The sequence below is a fragment of the Dinoroseobacter shibae DFL 12 = DSM 16493 genome (assembly GCF_000018145.1).
GTDB lineage: Bacteria > Pseudomonadota > Alphaproteobacteria > Rhodobacterales > Rhodobacteraceae > Dinoroseobacter > Dinoroseobacter shibae.
This window is the reverse complement of record NC_009952.1, coordinates 1,590,611-1,606,694: the sequence shown is the minus strand read 5'-3', so window position 1 is coordinate 1,606,694 and position 16,084 is coordinate 1,590,611. Positions and strand designations below refer to the sequence as shown.

At 66.7% G+C, this 16,084-nt stretch carries 16 protein-coding genes; 3 read left to right on the top strand and 13 right to left on the bottom strand.

The features are described from left to right. Positions 1-133 precede the first annotated feature (133 nt). Both DSHI_RS07860 and DSHI_RS07855 read left to right on the top strand, forming a co-directional pair. Complete coding sequence (locus DSHI_RS07860; protein WP_012178216.1) at positions 134-907, top strand: 3-hydroxybutyrate dehydrogenase; 774 nt, start codon at positions 134-136, stop codon at positions 905-907. Positions 908-930: 23 nt separating this feature from the next. After that, complete coding sequence (locus tag DSHI_RS07855; protein WP_012178215.1) at positions 931-1,971, top strand: patatin-like phospholipase family protein; 1,041 nt, start codon at positions 931-933, stop codon at positions 1,969-1,971. Positions 1,972-1,983: 12 nt separating this feature from the next. On the opposite strand, the gene DSHI_RS07850 is transcribed toward DSHI_RS07855, so the two are convergent. The 11 genes from DSHI_RS07850 to DSHI_RS07800 all read right to left on the bottom strand — a co-directional run bounded on the left by DSHI_RS07850 (position 1,984) and on the right by DSHI_RS07800 (position 14,207). Further along, positions 1,984-2,511, bottom strand: coding sequence for a hypothetical protein (locus DSHI_RS07850; protein ID WP_012178214.1), 528 nt, complete (start codon positions 2,509-2,511; stop codon positions 1,984-1,986). Positions 2,512-2,575: 64 nt separating this feature from the next. Further along, entirely contained in the window at positions 2,576-4,522 is a 1,947-nt protein-coding gene (locus tag DSHI_RS07845) for an amidohydrolase (protein WP_012178213.1), read from the bottom strand. A 119-nt stretch (positions 4,523-4,641) separates the two neighbouring features. Beyond that, entirely contained in the window at positions 4,642-5,676 is a 1,035-nt protein-coding gene (locus DSHI_RS07840; RefSeq protein ID WP_012178212.1) for a S1C family serine protease, read from the bottom strand. 72 nt (positions 5,677-5,748) lie between these two features. Then, entirely contained in the window at positions 5,749-6,705 is a 957-nt protein-coding gene (locus DSHI_RS07835) for a calcium/sodium antiporter (protein WP_012178211.1), read from the bottom strand. Between the two features lie 157 nt (positions 6,706-6,862). After that, positions 6,863-7,549, bottom strand: coding sequence for a phosphate regulon transcriptional regulator PhoB (phoB, locus tag DSHI_RS07830; protein ID WP_012178210.1), 687 nt, complete (start codon positions 7,547-7,549; stop codon positions 6,863-6,865). A gap of 4 nt (positions 7,550-7,553) precedes the next feature. Continuing rightward, the gene (gene phoU, locus DSHI_RS07825; RefSeq protein WP_012178209.1) at positions 7,554-8,267 is read right to left on the bottom strand and encodes a phosphate signaling complex protein PhoU; all 714 of its coding nucleotides are present in this window, start codon (positions 8,265-8,267) and stop codon (positions 7,554-7,556) included. After that, entirely contained in the window at positions 8,267-9,061 is a 795-nt protein-coding gene (gene pstB / locus DSHI_RS07820) for a phosphate ABC transporter ATP-binding protein PstB (protein WP_012178208.1), read from the bottom strand. Before pstB ends, phoU begins: the two co-directional genes overlap by 1 nt. Before the next feature lie 16 nt (positions 9,062-9,077). Then, positions 9,078-10,430 (bottom strand): phosphate ABC transporter permease PstA, encoded by a 1,353-nt coding sequence (pstA, locus tag DSHI_RS07815; RefSeq protein WP_012178207.1) that lies wholly within the window; start codon positions 10,428-10,430, stop codon positions 9,078-9,080. Then, on the bottom strand, positions 10,427-11,896 hold the full coding sequence (gene pstC / locus DSHI_RS07810) for a phosphate ABC transporter permease subunit PstC (RefSeq protein WP_012178206.1): 1,470 nt from the start codon (positions 11,894-11,896) through the stop codon (positions 10,427-10,429). The genes pstA and pstC overlap by 4 nt, the downstream gene beginning before the upstream one ends. 71 nt (positions 11,897-11,967) lie before the next feature. Continuing rightward, positions 11,968-12,993 (bottom strand): substrate-binding domain-containing protein, encoded by a 1,026-nt coding sequence (locus tag DSHI_RS07805; protein ID WP_012178205.1) that lies wholly within the window; start codon positions 12,991-12,993, stop codon positions 11,968-11,970. Positions 12,994-13,145: 152 nt separating this feature from the next. Continuing rightward, positions 13,146-14,207: an ATP-binding protein gene (locus tag DSHI_RS07800; protein ID WP_012178204.1), complete on the bottom strand. Its 1,062-nt coding sequence runs from the start codon at positions 14,205-14,207 to the stop codon at positions 13,146-13,148. Between the two features lie 162 nt (positions 14,208-14,369). On the opposite strand from DSHI_RS07800, the gene DSHI_RS07795 reads away from it, so the two are divergent. After that, positions 14,370-14,792, top strand: a complete 423-nt coding sequence (locus DSHI_RS07795; protein WP_044027683.1) for a hypothetical protein — start codon at positions 14,370-14,372, stop codon at positions 14,790-14,792. A gap of 103 nt (positions 14,793-14,895) precedes the next feature. Here DSHI_RS07795 and DSHI_RS07790 read toward each other — a convergent pair whose 3' ends face one another. Together DSHI_RS07790 and gmk are read right to left on the bottom strand one after the other, a co-directional pair. Next, positions 14,896-15,420 (bottom strand): gamma carbonic anhydrase family protein, encoded by a 525-nt coding sequence (locus tag DSHI_RS07790; RefSeq protein WP_012178202.1) that lies wholly within the window; start codon positions 15,418-15,420, stop codon positions 14,896-14,898. Further along, the gene (gene gmk / locus DSHI_RS07785; protein WP_012178201.1) at positions 15,417-16,070 is read right to left on the bottom strand and encodes a guanylate kinase; all 654 of its coding nucleotides are present in this window, start codon (positions 16,068-16,070) and stop codon (positions 15,417-15,419) included. The genes DSHI_RS07790 and gmk overlap by 4 nt, the downstream gene beginning before the upstream one ends. Between the last annotated feature and the right edge of the window lie 14 nt (positions 16,071-16,084).

Here is a 16,084-nt window from a genome sequence, read left to right as displayed (position 1 = left end):
CGTGCGGGCGTTTTTTTTGGGGCCGGTCGGTGCGATGCCCCCCCTGCCCCTCTGCGGGGCCTTTGTGTTTCCGCGCCTGCATCGTTAGCTTCGCAGTTGCAGAATATGCGCAGAGAATCACGGGAGCTTGCCGATGTCGCTGAAGGGAAAAACCGCCGTTATCACCGGGTCGAATTCGGGGATCGGGTTGGGGATTGCGTGGGAGTTGGCCCGCGCGGGTGCGGATGTAGTGCTCAACAGCTTCACCGACCGGGAGGAGGATCACGCCCTAGCCGACGAGATCGCCCGCGAGACCGGGGTTTATGCGCGCTACATCAAGGCGGACATGTCCAAGGGCGACGACTGCCGGGCGCTGATCGAGAGCGCGGGTACCTGCGATATCCTGGTGAACAATGCGGGTATCCAGCATGTGGCCCCGATCGACGAGTTTCCGGTCGACAAGTGGGACGCGATCATCGCGATCAACATGAATTCGGCGTTCCACACCACCGCCGCCGCCCTGCCGATGATGCGCAAGGCGGGCTGGGGGCGGGTCGTCAATATCGCCTCGGCGCACGGACTGACCGCGTCGCCCTACAAGGCGGCCTATGTGGCGGCCAAGCACGGAGTGGTGGGCATGACCAAGACCGTGGCGCTGGAGACCGCGCAGGAGCCGATCACCTGCAACGCGATCTGCCCGGGCTATGTGCTGACCCCGCTGGTGGAGGCGCAGATCCCTAACACGATGGAGAAATACGATATGGGCCGCGAGGAGGTCATCAAGCAGGTGATGCTGGAGCGCCAGCCGTCGAAGGAATTCGCGACCGTCGAGCAGTTGGGCGGCACCTGCGTGTTCCTGTGCTCGGATGCGGCGGCACAGATCACCGGGACGACGATTTCGGTGGATGGCGGCTGGACCGCGCTCTGAGCCGCGAGGGAAAGGGGCGCGCCATGGCACGCAAGAAGCGGATCAACCTGGCCCTGCAGGGCGGCGGCGCCCACGGGGCGTTCACCTGGGGGGTGCTCGACCGGCTGCTGGCCGAGCCCGAGATCGAGATCGCGGGCATCTCCGGCACCTCGGCTGGCACCCTGAACGGCGCGGCGGTCAAGGCGGCGCTGGCCAAGGGGGGCACGGCGGAGGATGCGCGCGAGAACCTCGACTGGCTCTGGGGGCAGATCGCGGGCATTCACGACACGCGGTTCGCGCCCTGGCTGGAGGTGTTTCCGCCCAGCGTGATCGCCACGGCGCTGGAATACTCGCCCTATCTCGCCATGGCGGAAACGCTGGAGCAGTTCATCTCCCCCTATGATACGCCGTTCTCGGCGCAGAACCCGCTGGCGCGGATCGTGGAGAGGTTCAATTACGACAATATCTGCTGCGATACCGGGCCGAAGTTTCATGTCTGTGCCACCAATGTGCGGACGGGCAAGCTGCGGGTGTTCACCGGCACAGAGATCGGGGCGGCGCCGATCCTTGCCTCGGCCTGCCTGCCGACGTTGTTTCGGGCGGTGGAGATCTTCGACCCCGAGACAGGGCGCGACGAGAGCTATTGGGACGGGGGCTATTCCGCCAACCCCGCCTTGGAGCCGCTGACCCAGGATCCGGACCTGCCCGGTGACGTGGTGATCGTGCATATCAATCCGCTGCACCGCGAGGAAATCCCGACCTCGGCCAAGGAAATCGCGAATCGGGTCAACGAGATCAGCTTCAACTCGTCGCTGATCCAGGAGCTGGCCCATATCAATTCGATCAACGAGATGCTGGCGGATGGGCGGCTCAAAAAGGGGACCATGAAGGACGTGCTGATCCACATGATCGCCGATGACGGGCTGATGGTGAAGCTGTCGGAGGCGACGAAGGTCTACCCCAACCCGGCGGTGATCGCGTCGCTGAAGGCCGCTGGCGAGGACGCTGCGGAAGCCTTCCTCGACCGCGACCTGAGCAGTGTGAACGTCAAGCCCACGGTGGACCTGGCCCGGCTGGTGTGCTGAGGCGCGTCAGCCTTAGCTGTCCTGCCGGGGAATGGTGGCCTGGAAATTGCCGTCTATCCGCATCCCGCCGGTATCGGCGTCCACGATCAGCCCGTCTTGGGGGTTTTCGGTCATGTAGGCGGTGAAGCTGCCCGCGATGGCGAGGTCGCTTGGCCCGGCCATGAAGGCGGTCACGGTCAGGTCGATATTCTCGTCATCCGCAACCAGGGTATCCCCGTCGTGATCGAGGGACACGGTGACCTGCTGCGGGTCGATCTCGGTCATGCCGGCCTCTGCTTCGATCTCGAGCACCAGGGTGCCCTGGCCTGCCGGGCTGTGGGGTTCGGGGGTGCCGACGATGCGGATCTCGGTGTCTGCGCCGGTTTGGGAAAAGCCGCTGACCGGGCCTTCGCCGGCGCTGGCCACGACCCAGCGCGCGTCATCCAGCTCGAGCGTGCCAGTGATAGACCCGGCGCCGGTCTGCGCGGCGACGGGGGCCGCGGCAAGGCCGAGGCACAGGGGCAGGATGCGGGCGGTCAGGGTTGGGAAGTTGCGCGTCATGGGGATCCCTTTGCTGTTAGGTTGCCTGACCGTTCAACGCGCGGGCCCCGGGCCGGTTCCGGGGTCAGGGAAGCAAAGGCGTGTCCGGCAGGGACAGGTTGGCGGTGATCAGGTCGCTCAGGGTGCGGGCGACGCAGGCGCTGGAATGGGGCGCGCGTGCCAGGGTCGAGGGGCGGATGCGGCTCAGCATGCCGGGATTGCCTTGCATCTCGTGGGCGATGGCCACGGTGCGCAGGAACCCGGCATAGGGGTCGGTGCCGTCCCTGCGCGGGCGGTAATGCAGCCGCCCCTCGCGCAAGCCCGCGGCGTAGATCGTCTGTCCCTCCTTGATGGTCTCGACCACGGTGATCGTGTCGAGTTGTTCGGGATCGATCACGGTCGGATCGTCTGACAATATGACGAGATCGGCCAGTTTGCCCGGCGCGAGGGAGCCTTTGCTGTCTTCCTCGAAATGCTGGTAGGCGGGCCAGATCGTCATCGCCTTGAGCGCGGTGAGCACGTCGACCCGGTGGTCGGGGCCGATGATGTCGCCGGACCGCGAGCGCCGGGTGACGGTGGCGTCCAGGATGCGCATGCTATCGGGGAAGGCCACGGGCGCGTCATGGTGGCTGGAGAACATCATGCCACGCGCCCGTACCCAACCCGTGGGCGAGATGTTGTCGGCGGCCACGGGCCCCACGGTGCGGTCACGGTGCCAGTCGCCCCAATAGAAGGTGTGCATCGGAAAGAGCGAGGGGAACACATCGAGCCGGTTATAGGCGTCCACCTGGTCCTCGCGCAAAAACTGCCCGTGGATCAGGACCGGGCGGCGGTCGGCGGCCCCGTGAGTCTCTGTCGCGGTCTGAATGGCCGCGATCAGCATGTCGGAGGCCCCTTCCCCATTGGCATGGGTCTGGATCTGCACCCCGTTGGCGAAGGCCCAGTCGACCGCGTCGAACACCTGGTCGCCGCTGGCCGAGGCATAGCCCGCGTAATCGGCGCGAACCCCTTCGGGCGGGTCGTAATAGGGCCGGTCGCGCAGGGCGGTGAAGCCCTGGGGCGATCCGTCGATGGTCAGCTTGCCGCCGCCGACGCGGATCCGGTTCTCGTAGACCCGCGCGTGGTGTTCCAGGATGTAGTCGCGGGCCAGCAGCACATCGGGGTAGACCACCACGTCGATGTCCAGCCCTTCTTCGGCGGCGACGGATTGCATCAGCTCGGCCACGGGCGGGAGCGCGCGGCCTTCCTGCGCGGTGGTGTAGCCGAAAGAGGCGATCAACTCGGTGCCCGCGCGAAAGATCGCGCGGTTGGCGGCTTCGTCCAGCCCGCCGAGCAGACCGCCGATCACCATGTTGGCGGCGTTTTCCTCGAGCACGCCGTTGGGTGCGCCATCCGGGCCGCGGCGGATGACGCCCCCCGCCGGGTCGGGGGTGTCGGCGGTGATGCCAGCCTGTTCGAGTGCCAGTGAGTTGGCCACGCCGAGATGGCCGGATTGGTGGATGGCATAGACCGGGATCTCGGTGGAGACGGCGTCGAGCTCGTCCCGTGTCGGATGCCGCTGCTCGGCCAGCTGGGCGTCGTCATAGCCGAAGCCGAGGATGAGACCGGCGGCCGCGACACGCTCGGGCTGGGCCTCGGCGAAGGCGCGCAGCACCGCTTGCAGGGTCGGGATGTCGTTCACGGTGCCATCGGGTGCGGGCAACAGGTTGGCCGAGAGCGCCTGCAGGCCGATCATGAAGACATGGCCGTGGGCGTCCACGAAGCCCGGGATCATGGTGCGCCCGGCCAGGTCGATCATCTGCGTCTGGGGTCCCTGGAAGGCGGTGACCTCGTCGAGAGGTCCGACGCCGAGGATCACGCCGTCCTTTTCGGCCAGGGCCTCGGCGCGCATGGCGTTGTCTTCCATGGTCAGGATCGGCCCGCCGGTCCAGATCCGGTCGGCGAAGGCGGTGTCGGTGTCGGTGTCGGCCAGTGCGAGGGGGGCGGCGAGGGCCGCGAGAAGGGCGGCGATCAGGGGCAGAAAGCGCGGCATGGCATGGCTCCGGTTCAGCAGGCGCCGTGGGGCGCAAGGGGCCGGTCGGCGGGTCGGGCCGCGGCCGGGTGTTCGCGGTCAGCCTAGAAACTCCGCCCCTTGGGTGCAACAGGCCGGTGTCAGGGCGCGGCCAGGGTGACGCGGACCTCGCGCCGGGTGCCGTCGCGCCAGACCTCGAGGGTCACCTCGGTGCCCGGGTCGAAATCGTCGAGCACGCTGCGCAGGTCGCTGCCGCTGGCGATGGGGCGGCCCGCCAGGCGCTGGATCACGTCGCCGGGCACGAGAAAGCCCGCCCCATCCCGCCGGGCCGGGCGCAGACCTGCGGCGGCGGCGGGGCCGCCCGGTTCTATCGCGAGGATCACGGCGCCTTCGACGCCGTTCTGCCGGGCCAGCGCGTCGATGCGCGGATCGAAACGGATGCCGAGGACCGGCGGGCGATACATGCCCCGGGCGATGAGTTGCGGCACCACGCGGGCGACCCGGTCCACGGGCACGGCAAAGCCGATTCCGGCACTGGAGCCCGAGGGGCTGAAGATCGCGGTGTTCACGCCGATCAGCCGCCCGGAGCTGTCCAGAAGCGGGCCGCCGGAATTGCCCGGATTGATCGCCGCGTCGGTCTGGATAAGCCCCTCGATCGTGCCGGTGCCCAGCGGGATCTCGCGCTCCAGCGCCGAGACGATGCCCGTGGTCAGCGTCCAGTCCAGCCCGAACGGATTGCCGATGGCCAGCACGCTTTGACCCACGCGGAGCGCGTCGCTGCGCCCCAGGGGGAGCGGGTCGGGACGGCGCGTGCCGAGATCGACGCGCAGCACCGCGAGGTCGTATTGCGGGGCCGTGCCCACCAGCCGGGCGGGCAGCACGCGCCCGTCGGCCATGTGCACATCCGCCCGGGCCGCGCCGCGGATGACATGGGCGTTGGTGACCACATGGCCGTCGCGGTCCCACACGAACCCCGAGCCGGAGCCGCTGGGCACGATTTCGGCCCGGCGCATCCAGGGATCGACCCGGCGCTGGCCGGTGGTGATCGACACCACGGCGGCGCGCGACGTCTCGAACAGGGAAATCAGGCGCTCTTCGGGGGCGGTCAGTTCGGATGCCCGGGCGGGTGCGACCAGGGCCAGCAGGCAGAGCGCGAGGGGGAGCCAGAGGCGCATTATCGGTCTCCTTTGCGTCGGTGCTGGGGATTTAGGGGCGCGGGGGCGGCGGTCCAAGGGGGCCCGCCGCGCTCAGCCCGCCAGCAACACGCCGAGATAGACCGCGTAGCAGGCCAAGAACACCGCGCCCTCGCGGCGGCTGACCGTCCAGCCGGTGCGGGCGAAGGCAAACAGCAGCAGCGTCGCGCCGCACATCACCCAGATGTCGAGGCGCAGTATCTCGGGCGGGATCGGCATCGGCTGCACCAGGGCGGTGACCCCGAGGATGCCGAGGATGTTGAAGATATTGCTGCCGATCACGTTGCCGACCGCCACGTCCCCCTGCCCCTTGCGCACGGCGACCACCGCGGTGACGAGCTCGGGCAGGGAGGTGCCGATGGCGACGATGGTCAGGCCGATCACGGTCTCGCTCATGCCGAGGTCGCGAGCGATGATGACCGCGCCGGAGACCAGCAGACGCGCGCCCAGAAGGATGACCGCGAGACCGACGAGCGCCAGCCCGAGTGCAGCCGCGCGCCCTCGTCCGGAGCGGGGCACCAGCGCGGCCTCGTCGGCATAGACCGCCGCCGCCTCGGTGCCGCCTGCGCGTTTTTCGGACCACAGGGTGAAGCCGAGATAGGCCAGCAAGGCGGCCACCAGACCCGCGCCGACCCCGCGACCGATCTCGCCCCACAGCACCGCGCCGAGGCAGAGCAGCGTGGCCAGACCCATCACCCCGCCGTCGCGCCGCAGGGCGGCCGGGCTGACGGCGACCGGGGCCAGCAGCGCCGCGATGCCGAGGATCAGGAGGATGTTGCCGATATTGCTGCCGACCACGTTGCCGATGGCAAGTCCGGGGGAGCCGGAAAGGGCGGCCTGCAGGCTGGTGGCCAGCTCCGGCGCCGAGGTGCCGAAACCCACCAGTGTCAGCCCGATCACGAGCGGAGAGAGCCCGAAGCTGCGCGCGGCCGAGACCGCGCCGCGCACGAGCCACTCGCCGCCGAGCACCAGCCCGGCAAGGCCGGCGAGGATCAAGAGAACTGCTTCCACGGGGGCGTCGGGTCCTGGGCCCCAGGTCGCGGGCACCGTGGCGGTGCCGGGATCCGCGCCTGTCTGGCAAAGACTTGGAGATCGCTCGGGGCGGGATCAAGGCCCCTGCCCTGCGCGGGTGCGAAAGTTGCGCGGTCGGCGGGAAGGCGCCGGGCGCTCAGCCGAGCGCGTAGCCTGCCCCGCGCACGGTGCGCACCGGGTCGGTACCGCCGTGTTGGCACAGCGCCTTGCGCAGCCGACCGATATGGACGTCCACGGTGCGGGTATCGACATAGATGTCGCGCCCCCAGACCCGGTCGAGCAGTTGCTCGCGCGACCAAACGCGGCCCGGTTTTTCCATGAAGGTCGCCAGCAGGCGGAACTCGGTGGGCCCGAGTTTCAGGGCCTGGTCGTCGCGGAAGACCCGGTGGCTCTCGGCGTCGAGCAGAATGTCGTCGTAGCGCAATTGCTGTCCCACCGTCGCCGGGCGCACCCGGCGCAGTTGCGCGCGCACCCGGGCCATCAGCTCCACCACCGAGTAGGGTTTGACCACGTAGTCGTCGGCCCCGGTTTCCAGCCCGCGCACCCGGTCGACCTCTTCGGAGCGCGCCGAGAGCATGATGATCGGGATCGCACGGGTGTCGGGGCGGGATTTCAGGCGGCGGCAGACCTCGATCCCCGAGACCGCCGGCAGCATCCAGTCCAGCACGATGATGTCGGGGGTTTCTTCCTCGACCATGACCATGGCCTCGTCGCCATTCTCGGCCTGGACCACGCGAAAGCCTTCGGCCTCGAGGTTGTAGCACAGCACGTCGCGCTGTGCCGGTTCATCCTCGACCACAAGAACGGTGGGTTGGTCGGACACGGGCCTACCCCTGGGCGTCCAAGCTGGTGCGATCCTGCTTCGGCCGGTCCTCGTCGGGCAGCTCGCCGGTGACCATGTAGATCACCTGCTCGGCCACGGAGGTGACGTGATCGCCCATCCGTTCGATATTCTTGGCAATGAAATGCAGGTGCATGCAGGCGGTGATGTTGCGCGGGTCTTCCATCATGTGGGTCAGGAATTCGCGGAAGAGCGCATTGTACATCTGGTCGACTTCCTGGTCGCGCATGCGGATCGCCTCGGACATCTCGACATCGAGCCGCAGGTAGGCGTCGAGCGCATCGCGCAGCATCATCTCGACATCGCGTGCCATGCGTTTCAGCGAAGCCGCGGAATTGCCCACGGGCTGCAGCTGCACCAGGATCGAGGTGCGCTTGGCCATGTTCTTGGCGTAATCGCCGATGCGTTCGAGATTGGCGCTCATCTTGATCACTGTCAGCACCACGCGCAGATCTCCCGCGGTGGGTGCGCGCAGGGCGATGAGGCGCGCGGCCTCTTCGTTGATCTGCTCTTCCAACGCGTCGATCTGCTTGTCGCGGGTACGGACGGTTTCGGCCAGATCCTCGTCCCGTTCGGCCAGCGAGCGGGCGGCGTCGATGATCTGTTCCTCCACCATGCCGCCCATCTTCATGATGAGGGCCTGGATCGCTTCTAGGTCGCGGTCGAAGGCCGAGGCGATATGTGCGTTGTCGATGACCATTAGCCGATCCGTCCTGTGATGTAGCTCTCGGTGCGGGGGTCTTCGGGGTTGGTGAAGATATGCCCGGTCTCGCCGTACTCGACGAGATGGCCGAGATGGAAGAAGGCCGTGCGTTGGCTGACGCGGGCGGCCTGCTGCATGGAGTGGGTGACGATGACCACGGAATAGCGCTCGCGCAGCTCGTCGATCAGTTCTTCGACCTGGGCGGTGGCGATGGGATCGAGGGCCGAGCACGGCTCGTCCATCAACAGCACCTCGGGCGAGGTCGCCACCGCGCGGGCGATGCACAGCCGCTGCTGCTGGCCGCCCGAGAGGCCCGTGCCGGGCTGGTCGAGCCGGTCCTTGGCCTCGTCCCACAGCGCGGCGCGCCGCAGGGATTTCTCGACGATCTCGTCCAGCTCGGCCCGGGTGCGCGCCAGCCCGTGAATGCGCGGCCCGTAGGCCACGTTGTCATAGATGGACTTGGGGAACGGGTTGGGTTTCTGGAACACCATGCCGACCTTGGCGCGCAGTTGCACCGGATCCACGCGGCGGTCGTAGATATCCTCGCCATCGATGCGGATGTCGCCCTCGATGCGGGCGGTGTCGATGGTGTCGTTCATCCGGTTCAGGCAACGCAGGAACGTGGACTTGCCGCAGCCCGAGGGGCCGATGAAGGCGGTCACCGTCTTGTCGAGGATGTCGACGTTCACGTCCTTGATCGCGTGGGTCGTGCCGTAATAGACCTGAACGTTCTTGGCGGCGATCTTGGTCTGTTCGGTCACGGCTCTCTCCGTCAGGCGCATATCGTTCATGGGGTCGCTCCTTGTGTTACCAGCGACGCTCGAACCGGCGGCGCAGAAGGATCGCGACGGCGTTCATGATGAGCAAAAAGACGAGCAGCACAATGATCGCGCCCGAGGCACGCTCGACAAAGGCGGGATCGGAACGCTGCGTCCAGTTGTATATCTGCACCGGCAGGGCCGAGGCGGGATCGAAAAAGCCCTCGGGCGGGGCGGCGGGGTATTCGCGCACGAAAGCCACCATGCCGATGAGCAGGAGCGGCGCGGTCTCGCCCAAGGCCTGCGCGAGGCCGATGATCGTGCCCGTCAGGATGCCGGGGGCGGCGAGCGGCAGGACATTGTGGAACACCGCCTGCATCTTCGACGCCCCCACGCCGAGGGCCGCATCGCGGATCGAGGGCGGCACGGATTTCAGGGACGCGCGGGTCGAGATGATGATCGTCGGCAGGGTCATCAGGGTCAGCACCAGCCCGCCGACGATGGGGGCCGATTGCGGCAGGCCCGCAAAGTTGATGAAGATCGCGAGCCCGAGGATGCCGAACACGATCGACGGCACCGCCGCGAGGTTTGAGATATTCACCTCGATCAGGTCGGTGAGCCGGTTTTTTGGCGCGAATTCCTCAAGATAGATCGAGGCCGCAACGCCGATGGGCAGCGCCAGGCACAGCACGATCATCATCATGTAGAGCGAGCCCATGATCGCCACGCCGAGCCCCGCGGCCTCGGGGCGTTGGCCGGAGGCGTCGGGATTGGTAAAGAAGCCCCAGTTGAAGCGCTTCTCCAGCGCCCCCTCCTCCAGCAGTGCATCGGTCAGCTGCAGTTGCGCGGGCGAGACGTTCTTGTCGAGCGAGGCGCTCTCCATGGACACGCGGCCCTTGAGGTATCCGTCGATGCGGCCATTGGCCAGCAGCTCGAAGGTCTGGGTGGTGCCGACGACCTGCGGGTTGGCGAGCACGAAGTCGCGCAGTTGCGCCGGGGCGTCCTTGGAGATGATGGCGCCCGCGTCCTTGGCGGTCAGCCCCTCGATCTCGATCCCCGCCTCGGCCAGCTTGGCCTCCATCGCGGTGGCGATCAGGGGCGCGTAGCCGAAGGTCGAGACCTTGCGCATCACTTCCAGGTCGCGTGTGCCGGATTTGTCGAGCTTGTCCTCGGGCAGCGCGATCTCCAGCGTGACATAAGTCTGCTGGAATGCGCTGAGGCCGTTCGACAGGATCGAGGCCAAGAGCAGCACCAGCGCGAGAATGCCGGTGATCACGGCGGCCAGGCCGTACATCTTGAACCGGGCCTCGGCGGCGTTGCGTTTCGCGGTCCGCGCGTCCTGCACCAGGAGCGAGGATGTCTTCGGCACAGGTACCGCGCCGGGCAGGCTTGCGTCGCTCATTCGTACTGCTCCCGGTATTTGCGGACGATGTAGAGGGCCAGCACGTTCAGCCCCAGAGTGATCACGAAGAGCGTCAGGCCGAGGGCGAAGGCCACGAGGGTTTCGGGACTGGCGAAATCCGTGTCGCCGGTCAGCTGACTGACGATCTTGACGGTCACGGTGGTCATCGCCTCGAACGGGTTGAGGTCGAGCTTGGCCGCCGCCCCTGCCCCGAGCACCACGATCATGGTCTCGCCGATGGCGCGCGAGGCCGCCAGCAGGATCGCCCCCACGATGCCCGGCAGGGCGGCGGGTACGACGACCTGCTTGATCGTTTCGGAATGCGTCGCACCCAGCCCGAGGGAGCCGTCGCGCATGGATTGCGGCACGGCGTTGATGATGTCGTCCGACAGCGAGCTGACGAACGGGATCAGCATGATGCCCATCACGAGGCCCGCGGTCATCACGCTGGAGCTGGAGGAGCCGAGCCCCATGGGTTGCGCGAAGTAGTCCCGCAAAAGCGGGCCCACGGTGATCAGCGCAAAGAGACCGTAGACGATGGTGGGAATGCCCGCGAGGATCTCGATCAGGGGCTTGGCCATGGCGCGGACGCGTGGCCCGGCATATTCCGACATGTAGATCGCCGCGAAGAGCCCGATGGGCACGGCCACCAGCAGCGCGATGAACGAGATATAGAGCGTGCCCCAGAGAAGCGGCAGGATCGACAGTTGCGATGCCCCGCCCCGGCCCGAAAAGCTGGGATCCCAGGTGGTGCCGAAGAAGAAGCTGGTCCAGGGATACTGGCTGAAGAAGTTCCGCGTCTCGAACAACATCGACAGGATGATCCCCAGCGTGGTCAGGATCGCGATGGTGGAAGCCAGCATCAGCAGGCCGAGAATGGCTGTCTCGACCGTGTTGCGGGCGCGGAAATCGCGGTTGGTGCGCAGCCAGGACAGGCCAAGCCCGACCAGCGCGATGCCGAGCACGATCACGGTCATCCAGGTGCCGAGGCTGGCGCTGGCCGCCCGGTAGGCTTGTGCGGCGCGCAGGGTGGCGGGGTCGACATCGCTGCCCAGGGCGACGCCCACGGTGCCGAGCACCTGACGGATATCGGTGGCGTCGGCGCGCAGGCTGCGGGCGTCCTCGTCGGTCATGCTGCCTTGTGCCACGGCCGCATCGAGCCCGTCGGCGATGCGGCGCACATCGGACATCACGAGGCCGAGGCTGCTATCGGCGGCGATGGCGGTATCGGGGATGATCGAGGCCACGCGGCTTTCGATGATGCCGGGCTGCACCAGCATCCAGGCCACCAGCACCATGAGCGCGGGCGCGGTGGTGAAGAGCGCCACATTCATGCCGTAGTAGTTCGGCAGGGAGTGCAATTCGCGCAAATCCCCCCCGGAGGAGGCCATGGCGCGGGCGCGTCCCAGCACATAGCCGAGCACGGCGAGCGCCAGAACGGTCACGAGTATCCAGAAAACCGGCATGGAACCTCACGTCGGGGCAAAGAAGAGGAACCGGAGGGGCGTGGCGGCCCCTCCGGTCCCGGGATCGGGGTTTACATGGACTGGCCGGAGGCCACGAGCGTCTGCGTTTCGCCCAGGGCCGGGTCCGAGACGAGGCCATAGGCGGCCAGCGGGCCGTCGGGGCCGGCAATCTCGTCGGCAACGAAGAACTCCGCGAATTCCTGCAGGCCCGGGATCACGCCGATATGCGCCTTCTTGATGTAGAAAAACAACGGGCGCGACACCGGGTAATCGCCGGCGGCGATGGCCTCGGTGGTGGGCACGACGCCGTTCATGGTCGCGACCTGCAGCTTGTCGGTGTTGTTCTCGTAGAACGCCAGGCCGAACACGCCGATACCGTTGGTGTCGCTGGCGATGCGTGCCAGGGTCTCGGTATAATCGCCGTCGATATCGACGGAGCGGCCATCGGTGCGCAGGGACATGCACTTCTCTTCGGCGGTGTCCTCATCGACGCCCGCATCCAACATCGCCTGGAAGAAGCCGCCATCCTGGCAGCCCTGCAGGATCACCTTTTCCTCGAACACTTCGCGGGTGCCGTGCTTGGTGCCGGGCACGAAGGCCTGGATCGGCTGGGCGGGGAAGTCGGGGTTGACCTGGTCCCACGTCTCGAGGCTGTTGGCGACCAGTTCGCCGTCGATGAAATGCTCGGCGGCGAGCGCCTTGTACCAGTCTTCGGGGGTGAAGGCGAAGGACGGGCCGTTGATGTCAGAGGCAAAGACGATGCCGTCATAGCCGATGCGGACTTCGATGATCTCGGTCACGCCGTTTTCGGCGCAGACGGCGACCTCGGCGTCGCGGATCTGCCGGGAGGCATTGGCGATGTCGAGGGTGTTCTCGCCCACGCCTTCGCAGAACCGCTTGAGCCCCGCCGAAGAGCCTCCGGATTCCACGACCGGGGTCGGGAAGTCGAAGTTTTCGCCGAAGGCTTCGGCGACGATGGCGGCATAGGGCAGCACGGTAGAGGACCCGGCCACCTGGACCTGGTCGCGGGCGGCGGCGGCGGACGCGGCGACAAGCGCGGCGGCGGCGACGGTTGCTGCGAGTTTGACAGAATGCATGACGATGCTCTCCTAGGTTGATCCCGAGGCGCCTTTTCCTGGACGCTCAACCGCGCTTCTATGGGTCGCGTGCGATGCTTTTGTTAAAATTTTGTAACGCTTTTATGACGGCGCCTGCTGACGTGGCGGCAGGGGGTCGTGGCAGGGCGCGACTAGCTGCGCGGTGCCGCCCCGGCGGTGGGAATAATCACCGAAAAACAGGCGCCTGCGCCCGGCTCGCTGGTGATGGCGAGGCGGCCGCGGTGGCGTTGCACGATATGTTTCACGATGGCCAGTCCCAGACCGGTGCCGCCCAGCTCGCGGGACCGGTGCTCGTCCACGCGGTAGAATCGCTCGGTCAGGCGGGGAATGTGATGGGCGGCGATTCCCGGGCCGTGGTCGCGCACATCGACCCGCACCGCGGGGCTGCGCAGGTAGGGATCCTGGTCGGTCAGCGACAGGCGCACCTCGACCGGCGACTCGGCGCCGCCGTATTTCAGGGCGTTCTCGATCAGATTGTTGAAGACCTGGCGCAGCTGGTCGGCCTCCCCCAAGACAATGTCGCTCTGCCCCTCCCCGGCCCCGAGATCGAGATGCACCGCGTCCTGCCCGGCCTCTGGGGCGAGCATGGCGCGGGAGGCGCGCAGAACGTCCGACAGCTTGATCCGGTCCTCGGGCTTTTGTCTTTCGGAGAACTCCACCCGGCTGAGGGATAGAAGATCCCCCACCAGTCGGTTCATCCGCCCTGCCTCGCGGGCCATGACGCCGAGAAACCGCGCCCGCGCGGCGGCATCGTCGCGCGCGGGCCCCTGGAGCGTGTCGATGAAGCCCATCAGAGCGGTCAGCGGAGTGCGCAGCTCGTGACTGACATTGGCGACGAAATCCCGGCGCATCTGCCCTGCCTCGTAGAGCGGCGTGATGTCTTCGAGACAGACGAGGATGCCCGACACCGCGTCGGGGCCGAGGGGGGCGGCGGTGACGCGGAAGCGCTGGTCGCTGACATCGCCCGACACGGTGTAATGGCCGGTGGTCCGGCTGCGCGTGCGCAGCGCCTCCTCGATCGCGCGCAGGATCGCCGGTTGGCGCAGGGCTGTCACGTAATGGCGCCCTTGTACCTCTGCCCCGAACAGGGCATTCGCAGCAGTATTCATCGTTTGGACCCGGGCATTTCCGGCAATCAGAAAGGCCGGAATTGGAATGCCCGAGACGATTTCGGAAAGCTCGGCCTGATCCATGGAGCGTCCTCATAATGTTGCGCGGACTATTCTGCGATGGGCTGGGCCATAACAAGCCGCTTTTCTTTCCCGGGCGCTTGAGTCACATTTCCGTTGGGTTAGGGAAAGACGGTGCGCAGTCGGAGAAAGGATCCCGAGGGATCCAAGGGGGATCTTTTGTCCATGCACGATGACTACGAAGGCCGTTTGGCAATGGGGACTCCAGCCAATTTGAACGGGGATCTCAAGACGGCGCGTGTGGCACTTTATCTGCAACTGTCAGATTGCCAGCATGCGGTGGTCGCGCGTAATGCCGCGACGGAAGACCTGCTGATCCAATCGGTCGATTTTGCGGCGCTCAATGAGACGCTTCTTGATAAGTTCCGGCCGGAAGTTGTTGTTGCGCCTCTCTTTTCCGAAGGTTTCGATATCGTCGATGTGGCCGAGGCCCTGTCCTTCGCCGGGTTCTTCGGAGAATTGTGGGCGGTTGGACCGGACCTGCCCAATCCCGGCCTGATCGAGCGGGAAATCCGGGAATTCGCGGGCCACATCCAGTTCCGGATCATCAGCGATCCGCGGGCTGCGCAAATGGCCAGCGGGCACTGACCGATCGCGGCGGCCCGGTCGGGGTCGTCTCTCTCTGATTTTCGAATCGCAAGACGATGTGTCGAGCCGCGGCCGGCCAAACTGCGGCTTCCGCGCAACAGTCTCAGAGCGCGGTCAAGCCCGCCCGGAAGCGGCGCATGTTGGCCTGGTAGCCGGTGGCCGATTCCAGCAGCCCGGCCTGCGCCGTCTCATCGAGGGTGCGCACCACTTTGCCCGGTGCGCCCATCACGAGGGAGAAGTCCGGGATCTCCTTGCTTTCGGTCACCAGCGCGCCCGCACCGATCAGACAGCCCTTGCCGATGCGGGCGCCGTTCAGGATCGTGGCGCCCATGCCGACCAGGCTGCCATCGCCGATGGTGCAGCCGTGGAGGATCGCCTTGTGCCCGATGGTGCAGTTCGTCCCGATCGTGAGGGGGAAGCCCATGTCCGTGTGCAATACGCAGGCTTCCTGGATATTGGAGCCGGTCCCGAGGCGAATTTCCTCGTTGTCGCCGCGCAGGGTGGCGCCGAACCACACGGAGCTGGCCTCTTCCAGAACGACCTTGCCGATCAGATTGGCGTCCGGCGCGACCCAGTAGTTGCCGGAGGCGGGGAATTGCGGGGCGATGCCGTCGAGGGCATAGATCATGTTCTTTCCTTCTCGAACTCTTCCTGCAGGGCGCGCACATGGGCCTGCAGACCCGGTTGCTGGGCGCGGCGCATCCGCTCGGCCGACACGATGCATTTCAGCCGCGCATCGGTCTCGTCGATATCCTCGTTGATCAGGACGTAATCGTAGCTGTCCCAATGGCTGATCTCGTCCCAGCTTTTCTGCATGCGCTTGCCGATGGTCTCGGGCGTGTCCTGGCCCCGGGTTTCCAGCCGGCGGCGCAACTCCTTGATCGAGGGCGGCAGGATGAAGACCGACAGGGTGTGCTTGCCCAGGTCCGAGTTGCGGATTTGCTGCGCACCTTGCCAGTCGATGTCGAACAGAACGTCGCGGCCACCGTCGATGGCGCGTTTTACCGGGGCCATGGGGCTGCCGTAGAAGTTTCCGAAGACATGAGCGTGTTCCAGCATGCCGCCCGTGTGGACCAGGTCGCGAAAGGCATTCTCGTCGAGGAAGTGGTAATCGGTGCCGTCCACCTCGCCCGGACGCGGCGCGCGAGTGGTGGCGGAGACCGAGAAGGACAGGGTCGGATCCCAGGCGATCAGCCGTTTGGCCAGAGTGGATTTTCCAGCCCCCGATGGTGAGGACAGGATGATCAAGAGCCCCCTGCGCGCGGAGTGGATGGTCATGGACGCCCCCTCGT

What these genes read in the sequence shown, in the direction of transcription:
- DSHI_RS07860 (WP_012178216.1), top strand. Translation starts at nt 134, where the DNA reads ATGTCGCTGAAGGGAAAAACCGCCGTTATCACCGGGTCGAATTCGGGG.
- DSHI_RS07840 (WP_012178212.1), bottom strand. Translation starts at nt 5,676, where the DNA reads ATGCGCCTCTGGCTCCCCCTCGCGCTCTGCCTGCTGGCCCTGGTCGCA.
- DSHI_RS07790 (WP_012178202.1), bottom strand. Translation starts at nt 15,420, where the DNA reads ATGATCTATGCCCTCGACGGCATCGCCCCGCAATTCCCCGCCTCCGGC.
- DSHI_RS07805 (WP_012178205.1), bottom strand. Translation starts at nt 12,993, where the DNA reads ATGCATTCTGTCAAACTCGCAGCAACCGTCGCCGCCGCCGCGCTTGTC.
- DSHI_RS07795 (WP_044027683.1), top strand. Translation starts at nt 14,370, where the DNA reads ATGCACGATGACTACGAAGGCCGTTTGGCAATGGGGACTCCAGCCAAT.
- gmk (WP_012178201.1), bottom strand. Translation starts at nt 16,070, where the DNA reads ATGACCATCCACTCCGCGCGCAGGGGGCTCTTGATCATCCTGTCCTCA.
- DSHI_RS07855 (WP_012178215.1), top strand. Translation starts at nt 931, where the DNA reads ATGGCACGCAAGAAGCGGATCAACCTGGCCCTGCAGGGCGGCGGCGCC.
- pstC (WP_012178206.1), bottom strand. Translation starts at nt 11,896, where the DNA reads ATGCCGGTTTTCTGGATACTCGTGACCGTTCTGGCGCTCGCCGTGCTC.
- pstB (WP_012178208.1), bottom strand. Translation starts at nt 9,061, where the DNA reads ATGAACGATATGCGCCTGACGGAGAGAGCCGTGACCGAACAGACCAAG.
- phoU (WP_012178209.1), bottom strand. Translation starts at nt 8,267, where the DNA reads ATGGTCATCGACAACGCACATATCGCCTCGGCCTTCGACCGCGACCTA.
- DSHI_RS07800 (WP_012178204.1), bottom strand. Translation starts at nt 14,207, where the DNA reads ATGGATCAGGCCGAGCTTTCCGAAATCGTCTCGGGCATTCCAATTCCG.
- DSHI_RS07850 (WP_012178214.1), bottom strand. Translation starts at nt 2,511, where the DNA reads ATGACGCGCAACTTCCCAACCCTGACCGCCCGCATCCTGCCCCTGTGC.
- DSHI_RS07845 (WP_012178213.1), bottom strand. Translation starts at nt 4,522, where the DNA reads ATGCCGCGCTTTCTGCCCCTGATCGCCGCCCTTCTCGCGGCCCTCGCC.
- pstA (WP_012178207.1), bottom strand. Translation starts at nt 10,430, where the DNA reads ATGAGCGACGCAAGCCTGCCCGGCGCGGTACCTGTGCCGAAGACATCC.